10 protein-coding genes and 1 pseudogene are annotated in these 11,708 nt (G+C 69.5%); 5 read left to right on the top strand and 6 right to left on the bottom strand.

Translation table 11 applies throughout. The features are described 5' to 3' along the window. The first annotated feature begins 165 nt into the window (after window positions 1-165). From VF665_RS01040 to VF665_RS01025, 4 genes are all read left to right on the top strand, one after another. Window positions 166-1,827, top strand: a complete 1,662-nt coding sequence (locus VF665_RS01040) for a tail fiber domain-containing protein (protein ID WP_331051540.1) — start codon at window positions 166-168, stop codon at window positions 1,825-1,827. 459 nt (window positions 1,828-2,286) lie between these two features. Then, the gene (locus tag VF665_RS01035) at window positions 2,287-2,838 is read left to right on the top strand and encodes a hypothetical protein (RefSeq protein ID WP_331051539.1); all 552 of its coding nucleotides are present in this window, start codon (window positions 2,287-2,289) and stop codon (window positions 2,836-2,838) included. 27 nt (window positions 2,839-2,865) lie between these two features. Further along, a complete protein-coding gene (locus VF665_RS01030; RefSeq protein ID WP_331051538.1) occupies window positions 2,866-4,044 on the top strand; it encodes a tail fiber domain-containing protein in 1,179 nt (392 codons plus the stop codon). Between the two features lie 117 nt (window positions 4,045-4,161). Then, complete coding sequence (locus VF665_RS01025; protein ID WP_331051537.1) at window positions 4,162-4,584, top strand: hypothetical protein; 423 nt, start codon at window positions 4,162-4,164, stop codon at window positions 4,582-4,584. Between the two features lie 123 nt (window positions 4,585-4,707). On the opposite strand, the gene VF665_RS01020 is transcribed toward VF665_RS01025, so the two are convergent. Together VF665_RS01020 and VF665_RS01015 are read right to left on the bottom strand one after the other, a co-directional pair. Continuing rightward, window positions 4,708-5,328, bottom strand: coding sequence for a hypothetical protein (locus VF665_RS01020; RefSeq protein ID WP_331051536.1), 621 nt, complete (start codon window positions 5,326-5,328; stop codon window positions 4,708-4,710). A gap of 62 nt (window positions 5,329-5,390) precedes the next feature. After that, complete coding sequence (locus VF665_RS01015) at window positions 5,391-6,002, bottom strand: hypothetical protein (protein WP_331051535.1); 612 nt, start codon at window positions 6,000-6,002, stop codon at window positions 5,391-5,393. Between the two features lie 119 nt (window positions 6,003-6,121). Here VF665_RS01015 and VF665_RS01010 point away from each other — a divergent pair, with 119 nt between their 5' ends. Next, window positions 6,122-6,688 carry a hypothetical protein gene (locus VF665_RS01010; protein ID WP_331051534.1) on the top strand — a complete coding sequence of 189 codons (567 nt, stop codon included), beginning with the start codon at window positions 6,122-6,124 and terminating at the stop codon, window positions 6,686-6,688. A gap of 56 nt (window positions 6,689-6,744) precedes the next feature. Here the strand turns inward: VF665_RS01010 and VF665_RS01005 are convergent, their stop codons facing one another. The 4 genes and pseudogenes from VF665_RS01005 to lptB all read right to left on the bottom strand — a co-directional run. Then, on the bottom strand, window positions 6,745-7,170 hold the full coding sequence (locus VF665_RS01005) for a hypothetical protein (RefSeq protein ID WP_331051533.1): 426 nt from the start codon (window positions 7,168-7,170) through the stop codon (window positions 6,745-6,747). Between the two features lie 20 nt (window positions 7,171-7,190). Beyond that, window positions 7,191-8,192 (bottom strand): glycosyltransferase family 2 protein, encoded by a 1,002-nt coding sequence (locus VF665_RS01000; protein ID WP_331051532.1) that lies wholly within the window; start codon window positions 8,190-8,192, stop codon window positions 7,191-7,193. A gap of 11 nt (window positions 8,193-8,203) precedes the next feature. Further along, entirely contained in the window at window positions 8,204-9,697 is a 1,494-nt protein-coding gene (gene rpoN, locus VF665_RS00995; RefSeq protein WP_331051531.1) for an RNA polymerase factor sigma-54, read from the bottom strand. Window positions 9,698-10,203: 506 nt separating this feature from the next. Beyond that, window positions 10,204-10,923 (bottom strand): annotated as a pseudogene (gene lptB / locus VF665_RS25835) (LPS export ABC transporter ATP-binding protein); the annotation flags it as partial. Window positions 10,924-11,708: the final 785 nt, after the last annotated feature.

Below are 11,708 nucleotides of genomic sequence, written 5' to 3'. Positions count from 1 at the left end.
CGTGCCCCGCGCGGGCCGTGCAGTGAAGGGCGTGCAGCCGGCTCCATTCGCCTCACCCTCGCTGCTCATCCTGAGCGCACCTCCGGGCGCACGGAGCGATTCCCCGCCGCGCGCCGTCCATCATCCATCACAGTACCAGGTTCCTTTCCCCCACCTGATCGAACCATGAAATCGTTGAATCTTGCCCTGCTGGCCGCGGCGCTGGCGGCGGTCCCCTCCGTGGCGGCCGCGCAGTCGGCCGACTCCGTCTTTGCGGTGAGCAAAAGCGGCAGCAGCCTGCTGCGCGTGAACACCAACGGCAACGTGGGCGTGGGCACCAGCACGCCGGACCGCAGGCTCACGGTGAACGGCTCCGTGGGCGCCGACAGCGTCGCGGTTTCGTCCGCCGTCGTGTTTCCGGACGGAACGGTGCAGACCACGGCCGCGGTGGCCGCGAGCGGAACCAGCAGCAACACGCCCAACTCGCTGGTCAAGCGTGACAGCATCGGCGGGTTCGCCGCGGGCAGGGCCACGCTCGACAGCCTGGCCGTGTCCGGGCGCAGTGCGCTGGGAACCGCCAGCGTCACCAAGCTGACGGTGGCGGACTCGCTCACCGCCAGCGCGGGTGTGCGTTTCGCCGACGGCACCGTGCAGACCACGGCGGCCACCACGGCCACGGGAACGAGCACCAACACCGCGAACGCGCTGGTCAAGCGCGACGGCAACGGCGACTTCTCGGCGGGCACGTCCACGCTGCGCGCGCTGACGATCAGCGACAACGAGGCAAACGCGGGCGCCAGCGTCCGGCTGCAGATCCGGTCGGGCTCCAACCTGGGTACCCGCTTCGTGGTGGACAGCGCGGGCGGCCTGCTGGCCGGCGGGTCGCTGGGGATCGGCATCATCCTGGCGGAAGGCGAAGGGTACCGGATGCTGTGGCACCCGTACCGCGCATCCTTCCGCGCCGGCGGGGTGAGCGGCGACCAGTGGAACGACGCCAACATGGGCTTCTTCAGCGCGGCGTTCGGGCAGAACGTGCAGGCCGAAGGCAACTGGTCGTTCGCTTCCGGCCACAGCACCTTCACGGACCAGCCGTACAGCGTCGCCATGGGCTTCGCTTCGCACGCCAACGGCACCGCGGCAATCGCCATGGGCTACAGGGCGACCGCCGACGCCAGCTATGCCCTTGCCCTGGGCCGTGCGGTGTCGGCGAGGGGGAACGAAGGCGCCATCGTGATCGGCGACGGCAGCACCAGCGACAGCCTGCAGGCCACGGCGGCCAACCAGTTCAGCCTGCGCGCGGCCGGCGGAATCCGGATGTTCACCAACTCCGCCAAGACCGCGGGTGTGCTCATGCAGGCCTATCCGGGCTCGGCCAGCACGCCATGGACCGGCTGCGGCAACGTGCAGTGGGTAATCAGCGCCAGCAACTGCGCGTACCTTTCCAACGCGGGCGCGTGGACCAACGTGTCGGACGTGAACCGCAAGCACGGGTTCGCCGCCGTCGCGGGCGAGGACGTGCTCACACGGCTGCGCGGCATGCCCATCAGCACGTGGACGTACAACACCGAATCCAGCGACGTGCGGCACATGGGCCCCACGGCGCAGGACTTTCACGCCGCGTTCGGGCTGAACGGCGCCGACAATACGCACATCGCCACCATCGACGGCGACGGCGTGGCGCTCGCGGCCGCCAAGGCGCTGGAGGCGCGCACCGCGTCGCAGGCCGAGACCATCGCGGCCCAGCAGCGCACCATCGACGCGCAGGGCCGCGAGATCGCCGACCTGCGCGCCCGCCTGGAGCGCATCGAGGCGGCCCTTGCCGCGCAGGCCACCGCGCAGAAGCCGTGACCTGATGGTTGGGCCAGAACACAGAAAAAGCCGCGCGCCGGATCTCCGGCGCGCGGCTTTCGTATTGCCGTCCCCGTGGGCAAGTGTTTGCGCCGGGCGGAGATGGGGTCCGTGACCCGCCGCATTATGTGGGATGCAACGCCGGACGCGGCTCGCGCCGAACCGCGAGTTGAGGCGGCAGATTGCCAGCAGCCGCGCGCCGGAATGGAATGGAAACCGCCGTCCCGGTGTCTTACCATTGAGGAGGCCCGCCACTCCCTTTCCGTCCGTTCGCGGACCCCCGCCGCGGAGACCTCCCCCGCCCAACCACGCCGGTCATCTCCCTCGCCCGCCCAACGGGCGCACCCGTCCCCTCCCCGAAAGGCCATCATGCAACCCGCAGTACCGGCCATCCATTTCCCCCCGAGAGTGCGCCGCCGCACGCATGGCCCGCCCGGGCGTCGCGCCCGCCTGCCCCGCATGCTTCGCGTGTGCGCGGCGGCGCTCCCGCTGCTGGCCGCCTGCACCGACCGCACGGTCACGCTGCCGGCGGACGGGCCCGCGCCCCAGGGGATCCCCCCGTTGTCGTCCCTGTCGCTGCTGCCACCGGAAACCTGGAGCGGCGCGCTGAGCACCAACTGGAGCACCGCCGGCAACTGGCTGAACAGCGTGGTGCCCGACTCCGCGGGCGCCGCCATCATCCCCGCGGACTCGCTGCTCGCCAGCCACGTGATGCCGGTGCTGGCCGCCGACGCGCAGATCACCGACGTGACGGTGGGATACGCCAGCACCCTGGGCCTGGGCGGAAACACGCTCCGCGCCTGGGGCGACGTGGACGCCGTGGGCACGGTGACCAACGGAACGCTGTGGATGCGCGGCACCGGCGCCACGCTGGGCGGCACCGTGAACCGGCTGAAGGTGGACGGCCGCGTCGCGCTGCAGCGGCCCGTGGTGTCCACCGGCGGCGTCGCCGTGTCCGGCAGCGGCAGCCTGAGCGTGAAGAACAACGGGCTTTTCATCCGCCTTCCCTGACCCTCCCTTCCACTCCCCGGAAAACCCATGAACGTGTTCAAGCGAGCCGCGCTGGTGGCAGCCGCTCTCCTGCTGGTGCCCTGCGCCGCGCGGGCCCAGCTGGATTCCGCCCTGGCCGTCAGCAACAACGGCGTCAGCCTCTTCAAGATCTTTGTCGACGGAACGGCGTCGGCGTACTCCAGTTCCAGCCCGCTCATGCGGTGGCGCGCCGGGTCCGACGGGTCCGACCGCGTGGTCATCGACAGCGCGGGCGGCTTTGTGGCCATGGGATCGCTGGGCATCGGCCTGATCCCCAAGGAAGGCGAGGGGTACCGGATGATGTGGCACCCGTACCGCGCCGCGTTCCGCGCCGGCGGCGTGAACGGCACCCAGTGGAACGACTCCAACATCGGTTTCTTCAGCGCCGCGGTGGGGCAGAACACGCAGGCCAGCGGCAACTGGTCGTTCGCGGCGGGGAACAATGCTTCCACCAGTTCGTCCTACGGCGTCTCCATGGGCTACTTCACCAACTCGGGCGGCCAGGCGGCCGTGGCGCTGGGCTACAAGGCCACGGCCAACGCCGACTACGCCGTCGCCATCGGGCGCGCGGTGTCGGCGCGGGGCTTCACGGGCGCCATCGTGATTGGTGACGGCAGCACGTCCGACAGCCTGCAGGCCAACGCCAACAACCAGTTCAGCCTGCGCGCGTCGGGAGGAATCCGCCTGTACACCAACACCGCCAAGACGTCGGGCGTGCTCATGCAGGCCTACCCCGGCGCAGCCAGCGTTCCGTGGACCGGGTGCGCCAGCGTGCAGTGGGTGCTCAGCGCCAGCAACTGCGCGTACCTGGCGAACGGGGGCACGTGGACCAACGTCTCCGACGTGAACCGCAAGCACGGCTTTGCCGCCGTGGCGGGCGAGGACGTGCTCGCCCGCCTGCGGGGGATGCCGGTCACCACGTGGACGTACAACGTGGACGGCGGAGAGGTGCGGCACATGGGCCCGACCGCGCAGGACTTTCACGCCGCGTTCGGGCTGAACGGGGCGGACGACACGCACATCGCCACAGTGGATGCCGACGGCGTGAGCCTGGCCGCGGTCAAGGCGCTCGACAGCCGCGACCAGGCGCAGCAGGCCCAGATTGACGCCCTGCGCGCGGAGAACGCCGATCTGCGCGCGCGGCTGGAGCGCCTGGAGCGGCTGCTGGCCCCCGCCGCGCCGCGGTGAGGATGGAGGGCGGCGCGGCCGGCCGGGCGCGCCGCCCTGACATCCCGTATCGCCGTTCCGGAACGTGCCTTGCACTTCCCCGCTCCCGGACGCAGCCACGCCAACAGGAGCGCACGCATGGACCGCAACGACCGCACGAACGTGGACGGACACCCCGAGGTGGCCGCGCAGGACCGGCTGAACATGCAGCCCGGGCGGCTGGAGGACATCGAGAACGCCACCGCGTACGCCAACCGCACCGGGCAGACGGACGTGACCGGCAGCGAAGGCGAGCGGATGCACGACCGCGAGGACATGTCGGGCCGCGAGGGGATGGCGGACACCAGCGGCGACCCGGTGCAGCGCGGCGAGCGGCAGGCCGGCACCGGCGGCGGCGCCCACCGCGTCGCGCCGGGCGAGGACATCGGCAACGGCGTCCGCGCCAACCCGGCAAACGGTGCCGCGGACAACGACGGCCGCATCACCCCGGGCGAGGACCTGGGCAACGGCGTTCGCGCCCGCCCCGCCGGCGACCAGGACCCCGGCAACCCGCTGGTCTGATCCGACGCGCAGGTTTCATACGAAAGTGCCGCGGAGCCTGCTCCGCGGCACTTTCTGCTTTCCCCTACGCACCCGCTGTCCGCCTACCCACGCCCGGCTGCGCGGTGCCCGGGTGCTCCGCGATCAGGCCGCATCAGCCACGCACACAACGGAACTCCAGCCGTTCTCGTACTCGCGATGGCAGCGGAACCTCGCGCCGTTGTACCATTCGAACCACTCGTCCTCATCAAGCGGCTGGGTGTTCGATCCTCCGCCCTCGCACCGGAACGGCGCGGGTGAGCCGGTCTGCGAATACTCGGCATTTTCCACCTCCAGTCCCTCGCAGGAACCGTTGTAGCTGATGATGTACAGGGTTTCATTGTGAAGGTAGGCGATGAACGCCCGCGACCCGGTCCAGTAGCTGTATGCCGCCTGCAGGCACTGCGCGGCCGCTACGTGATGCGTTCCGCGTACCTTGTGCGTTCCGTCGGGAGTCAGCCCCTCGAACTGGTACGTGTAGAGATACGTGCCGTGCATCTGGTCGTACTGCTGCATGGTGAACCGCGACGTTCCGAAGAACCGCATCCCCGTCCGACTGTCGTAGATGCTGGGGAATCGCGGAGGGCATGCAACATCCTCGACTGAACCGGCCTCGAAGTAGGTTTCAGGGATGAACTCCTGCGCGTGAACTCTGCCGCACACGAGCAGGGGGAAAAGAAGCGCGATTGAAGTGAGAATCTTCCGGATGAACACGGCCCGTCGCATGAAGCACCTCCATGATTGTTTTGCGATGAAGATGAAGAATCGCTGATGTCCTGCGGATGAAATCAGTGGAAGCGGAGGACCGTTCCAGTCCCCAGCCCGGGAAGGTCGATGGTGGCCGTGGATGCCGCGGACCGGGCCAGTTGCGCGCCCAGTGCGGTGCGCTGGGCCGTTCCGGATGCAGGGGAAAGCCGGGCCCCCGCCGCCATCTCGGTAGAACTCACGGTGATCTCGCCGAGCGCATTGATCCACAGGGTGCGAACCGCGGGGGAGCGGTGCGAGCGGCGCAGCGATTCCAGCGCGGCGAAGGCCCGCTCCATTGTGCGCGCGTCGGCCGTGCTGTTCTGCACCACGATGATGGGCTCTGACGGGGTGCCCGGGTTGCGCAGCACCACCGCGACCGCGCGGTTGGGCAGCGCGTTGTCCAGAAGGACGATCTGTGGCTGGAGATGTACGTCGCCTTGCTCGCGTGCAGCGCGCTCGATCGTGCGTGCGGCGATCGCCTTTTCGGCGTCCGAAAGGCTGCTCCAGGCCGGCCGGGCATCGCCGAAACGGGTGTCTGCGGCTTGGCTTCTCTGCTTTTGGGCCGCGCTGCTCGTGGGTATCGTGCTTGCAGCCCGGTTGTCCGTGCAGGCCGCGAGCAGCACCATCAGCCCGGCGAGAGTTGTCTTCTGCATCTTCTCCTCCTGACAAAGGGCGCGAAAAACGCGCGTGGTTGGGTCGTGTTCTACACTAAGCGGCTGATTTGGTATCGTCAAGCCTTTTATGAGGACAAAATAGACGCGGTGGTGATAACATGCGCTCGCTCCCCAACTTCCGCCTGTCGGAAAGCAGCCCGACGGCGCACCTGTTCCTCGACATCGAAATCGGCGACTACCACCGCGCGGCGCGGCACGTGTCCATGCTGGATTGGGTGGACGGCGCGGAGCGGGAGGAGTGGGAGGAGCGGGTGATGGACGGCCGGGGCACCCGCGCGGCCAGGCACGCGCTCCTCGCGAAGCTTGCGGCGGAGCACGGCGTGGCCGTGCAGCTGATGCTGGGGATCTACGAGATGAACGAGGCCAACACGCCCGGGGCCGGCAAGGTGCTGCGGCGCTTCGGATTGACCGAGGTGCTGGACGCCGACTGCCATCTGCGGTACGGCGGCGAACGGTTCCTGTTCACCCCCGGCCCGCGGATGGAGGAGCGTGTGTTCCTGGAAGAACGGCGGATCGAGCCGGACCACATCGGCGCGTACAAGCTCGCCATCTACCAGCGCCACCTCTGGAATTGGGCGCTCGCGAGAAATCTGGAGATCGGCGCCGCGTGGGAGGCGCGGCAGGCCTGCATCGCCGCGCTCGCGCCCGCCCTGGTGGGGAGATGACGGAACGCCCGCGGCCGGGATCGGGAGCGGGCGTTCTGTCGTTTCCGGCGAAACGCTCAGGGAACGATCACGCGGACTTCGTGGCGGAACCGGCCGTCCGTCCGAGAAAGCTGGGACCGGTACTCGATGGCGATACGCAGCGGCGCCTCGGGCGTTTCGCTGAGCCTGGTCAGAACGAAGTCCGCCGCGCACGTCCACGCTCCCTGCTCGCGGTCGCGGCCGGTGGAGCGGACGTTCTCCAGAATGGCGACCGCGCGGTCCTCGTCGTGGCGCACCCAGACGTGTCCCCCTCCGGGCGTGAAGCGGATGGTGTCGCCGGGCTGGCCGGCGAGCCGGTCCGGGTTGCCCGCCACGCGCCGCATCCCCGTGCGGACGGCCAGCACGGATGCGGCCTCGCGCGCGGCGAGGTCGCGCGTTTCGGGCGCGTCGCACGCGGGCGCCCGTGGAGCGCCGCACGCCCACAGCGGCAGCAGGGCCGCCACGGTCCAGCGGACGGGGACGGTCAGGCCGGTCCCCTGCCCTGCCGCCGCAGGTCGTCCAGTTCGGCGCGCAGCGTGGCGATCAGCTCGGCCATGAAGCCGAACCCGAAAAGCACCACGCCCACCGTCTCCAGCAGCACCACCAGCGTCAGCAGCGGGCGAAAGCCGAAGGGCGGCATCCATTCCATGATGCGCAGCCCCACCGTCACCAGCCCCACCACCAGCCCGGCCAGGATCAGCAGCAGCCCGCCGCCCCCGAAGAACTGCATGGGCTTTTCGCTGAACTTCAGGTAGAACCACACGACGACGAGGTCGCCCACCCCCACCAGCACGCGGCTGCGGCCGGAGTACTTGGCCACCCCCGCCCGCCGCGGGTACAGCTCGATGTCGATTTCCGACACCGTGTAGCCGCGCGCGTGCGCCAGGACCACAAAGAAGCGGTGCCAGTCGTGGCGCAGCGGGATCTCGCGCAGGATCTCCGTGCGGAACGCCTTCATGCTGTTCAGGTCGCGCACGGGGACGGCGAACAGCGTCTGCGACAGGCGGTTGTACACCGACGACACGCCGCGCTTTTCGTAGTTCCCCACCTTGCGGCCCGTGACGATGTCCCACCCCTCGGCCAGCTTTTCCAGAAAGCGCGGGATCTCGTCCGGCGAGTGCTGCAGGTCCGCGTCGAACAGGACCAGGTACTCGGTTTCCGCCGCGTGCGCGCCGGTCACCATCGCCTCCGTCTTGCCCTGGTTGCGGCGGTGGCGCAGCACCTTTACGCGGGGCATTCCCGCGCTCTCGCGCACGGCCGCCTCGTACGTGCCGTCGCGCGAGCCGTCGTCCACCAGAATGATCTCGCCGCCCAGGTTGTGGCGGTGAAACATCTCCCGCAGCTCGTGAAAGAGCGCGGGGATGTTGTCCACCTCGTCAAAGGCGGGGATCAGGACGCTGAAGTTGGTGCGCAGCGCGTCCGGGATGACGGGAAGCCGCAGAGCCCCGCCAGTGACGGCGGGGCTCGTGGTGGAAGCCTGGAGCACCGTCGCGCCGCTCACACGCGCTTGCGCATGCGGGCCGAAAGCACGCCCAGCTGGTCGCGGTACTTGGCCACGGTGCGCCGCGCGATCTGGATGCCGTCGTCCTTGAGGATGTTGACGATGGCCTGGTCCGTCAGCGGGTGCGCGGGATCTTCGTCGCTCACCAGCTTTTCAATCTGCGCCTTGATGCCGCGCGCGCTCACGTCCTCGCCGCTCGTCGTGGACAGGCCCGACGAGAAGAAGAACTTGAGGGGGAACACGCCGCGCGGCGTCTGCACGAACTTTTCGTTCGTCACGCGGCTCACCGTGCTCTCGTGCATGTCGATCACCTCGGCCACCTCGCGCAGGGTGAGCGGCTTGAGGTACTGCACGCCCTTGTCAAAGAAGTCGCGCTGACGGTCCACGATGAAGTTCATCACCTTCAGCATGGTCTGCCGGCGCTGCTCGATGGCCTGGATCATCCAGTTGGCCGAGTTCAGCTTGTTGCTGATGAACTCCTTGTTTTCGCCGACGAACTTCTTCTTGTCCTTGGCGATGTCGCGGTACGCGCGCGACAGCTTGAGGCGCGGCAGGCTGGTGTCGTTCAGGAACACCAGGTACTCGCCCTCGATCTTTTCCACGATCAGGTCGGGGATGATGTAGTTGTCGCCCCCCGACGAGTACTTGAGCCCCGGCTTGGGATCCAGCTTGGCCACCTCGTCCGCGGCGTCCTGCACGTCGCGCGGGGTGATGCTGAGCTCCTTGCTGATTTCGCTCCAGCGGTGGTTGATCAGCTGGTCGAAGTAGTCGCGCACGATGCGGTACGCCAGGCTTTCGGCCAGGCGGCGGTCCACCTCGGAGGGCTCCGGCTCCGTTTCGCCCGTTTCGGTGATCAGCTCCTGCAGCGCCGAGTCGCGCAGCTGCAGCAGGATGCACTCGCGCAGGTCGCGCGCGGCGATGCCGGCCGGGTCGAACGCCTGGATGGTGCGCAGCATCCGCTCCGCCTCGTCCATGCCGTAGGGCGCCACGTCCTCAAACCCGTCCGACACGCGGACGAAGTCGTTGAGGGTGGTGACGATCTCCTCCAGCGGGCACACCAGGTAGCCCTCGTCGCTCACGTTGCCGATCACTTCCTCGCCCAGGAGGAGTTCGCGCTCGGACAGACGGAGAAGCGTGAGCTGGTCGTGCAGGTGGTCGCCAAGATCCTTGGTGTCCACCGACACGGGCTCGTAGTACTCGCGCTCCTCGTACTCCTCGCGGCGGCCGCCGGTCTCAAAGCCGTTCAGGAGGATTTCCTCCCAATCGATCTCGTCGTCCTCGGTCTTTTCCTTCTCCTCCTTTTCCTGCTTCACCTCTTCCTCGGCGTCCGGCTCCACGAGGTCCAGGAAGGGGTTGTTGAGCAGCTCCTGCTTGAGGTGCTGCTGCAGGTCCAGCAGGGGCATGTAGAGCAGATCCATCGCCTGGTACAGGCGAGGATTGATCTTCATTTCCTGCTTGAGCGTCGTTCCCTGGTAGAGACCCGTCTTCATACCGCTTCGTCCTGTTGTGGATTCCGCGTGCCGCCCTGCGAGTTCCCGGGCCAGCGCTCGTCATGCGCGGAGCGGGGCCCGGCCGTCTGCGGATCCGGCCCATCGTGGGGCGCCGCCGAGTGCGGCCCCTGCTGGTCGTCGTCTGCGGCCGCGGCGGCGCCCGCGGGCACCATCACGTCCGTTTCCCGCGCGGCGTCGCGGGCCACCGGCCCCGCCGCGTGCTCCCCGTCCCCGGAACGCGCGCCCACCGGCGCGGTTCCGTGCATCCCGTCCGCCGGCTCCGCCGCGGGCGCGCCGCCCTGCGCGTATCCGCCCAGGCCATCCCTCCATCCGCCGCCATCCGTGGCGGACCCGTCCTGTCCATTCCCGTCCGCGAACACCTGCTCGTACGCCCGCGGATCTTCGTCCCCGTCCCACGCGGCGTCCAGGTGCACCTGCACCGGCTCCGCGGCGCGCTCCAGCGCGGGGTTGGGGTAGCGCTCCCGCATGCGCGCCGCGAGGGTGGGGCCCAGGTAGAGCTCGGCCACCTCCTCGTTCCACACCAGCTCCGACACCGTTCCCGACACCCGCACGCGCCCGTCGTACATGATGTAGGCGCGGTCCACGATGTCCAGCGTCTGCTCCACGTTGTGGTCGCTGATCAGCACGCCGATGCCGCGGCGGCGCAGGTCGCTCACGATCTGCTGGATGTCGTGCACGGCGATGGGGTCCACCCCGGCGAACGGCTCGTCGAGCAGCATGAACTTGGGGTTGCCCACCAGCGCGCGGGTAATCTCCAGCCGACGCCGCTCGCCGCCGGACAGGGCGTAGGCGCGGCTCTTTCGCACGTGCTTGATGGAAAGCTCGTCCAGCAGCTGCTCCAGCCGCTTCTTTCGCTCCGCGCGGGGGATCTTCATCATCTGCAGGATGGCCATCACGTTCTCTTCCACCGTCAGCTTGCGGAAGATGGACGGCTCCTGCGCCAGGTACCCGATGCCGGCCCGCGCGCGCTTGTACATGGGCACGCGGGTGAGCTCACGCGGGCCCACGAAGACCTTGCCTTTGTCGGGGCGGATGAGCCCCACCATCATGTAGAAGCTGGTGGTCTTGCCCGCCCCGTTGGGCCCCAGCAGCCCCACGATTTCGCCCTGCGACACGTGCAGGTCCACCTCGTTCACCACGCGGCGCTTGCGGTAGACCTTTACCAGCCCCTTGGCCGCCAGCGTGGTTCCGCCCTCCACCACCATGGGCTCGCGGCGCCGGTACGGCTGCACCTCGGGCGCGCTGGCCGGGGGCGCGTGTTCGTCCGCGGGTAACGCGTGGTCGAAGGCGGCATGCGCCTCCCCGTCCGCCCCGTCCTCCGCGGGATGCGCGTGGCCGTCCACCGTCTGCGGATGACCGTCCGCGCCGTGCTCCGGGACCGTCGCGGCGGCCGCCGCCTGTACTGGCGATGGCGGATTCAGGATGGTGCGGATGCGCGCGTCGAGCCGGGCGCAGATCCCCGCGCGGTCGTCGGCCACCTCGCCCGCGGCCCAGGGCGTGAGCCGCACGGCGGCCCATCGCACCGAGTCCGGCTGCGGCTCCGGGGTGTCGTCGCCCAGCGGCAGCGGCTCCAGAACGCCGCGGTCCACCAGCGCGCGGACGATGTGCTCGTCCAGGTAGCGCATGGTTTCCGGCGCGGGAAAGTTTTGCGGATGCCCCTGCCCGCCGTCGTTCCCGTACCAGCGGCGGTACTCCTCGCGCACGCCGGTGAGCCACGCCGCGCGCTCCAGCGTGCCGCCGTCGTTCACGTGGTCCACCAGCGCCCGCACGGCGATCAGGGTGGAAAGGTCCGCGCCACCCGTGTCCTGCGCCAGCCGTTCAAAGCCCGTCACGGCCTGCCTCCCGGCGTGGCGGGGCGCTGCACGGGGCCCACGTTGGGCGCCGTTCCCGCGGGCGTGGAGGGCGTGCCCAGGACGCGCGGCGCCGGGCGCGGCGCGGGCTGCGCGGGCGTGGCCGTCCCCGTCGCCGGAGCCGGCGTCCCGCCGGCGGG

It is taken from the genome of Longimicrobium sp. (assembly GCF_036387355.1).
Taxonomy (GTDB): Bacteria; Gemmatimonadota; Gemmatimonadetes; order Longimicrobiales; family Longimicrobiaceae; genus Longimicrobium.
This window is presented reverse-complemented; position numbering and strand designations above follow the sequence as displayed.

Coding starts and splice junctions, on each gene's coding strand:
- VF665_RS01015 (WP_331051535.1), bottom strand. CDS start 6,002: ATGCAGAAGACAACTCTCGCCGGGCTGATGGTGCTGCTCGCGGCCTGC.
- VF665_RS01020 (WP_331051536.1), bottom strand. CDS start 5,328: ATGCGACGGGCCGTGTTCATCCGGAAGATTCTCACTTCAATCGCGCTT.
- VF665_RS01035 (WP_331051539.1), top strand. CDS start 2,287: ATGCTTCGCGTGTGCGCGGCGGCGCTCCCGCTGCTGGCCGCCTGCACC.
- rpoN (WP_331051531.1), bottom strand. CDS start 9,697: ATGAAGACGGGTCTCTACCAGGGAACGACGCTCAAGCAGGAAATGAAG.
- VF665_RS01030 (WP_331051538.1), top strand. CDS start 2,866: ATGAACGTGTTCAAGCGAGCCGCGCTGGTGGCAGCCGCTCTCCTGCTG.
- VF665_RS01010 (WP_331051534.1), top strand. CDS start 6,122: ATGCGCTCGCTCCCCAACTTCCGCCTGTCGGAAAGCAGCCCGACGGCG.
- VF665_RS01040 (WP_331051540.1), top strand. CDS start 166: ATGAAATCGTTGAATCTTGCCCTGCTGGCCGCGGCGCTGGCGGCGGTC.
- VF665_RS01025 (WP_331051537.1), top strand. CDS start 4,162: ATGGACCGCAACGACCGCACGAACGTGGACGGACACCCCGAGGTGGCC.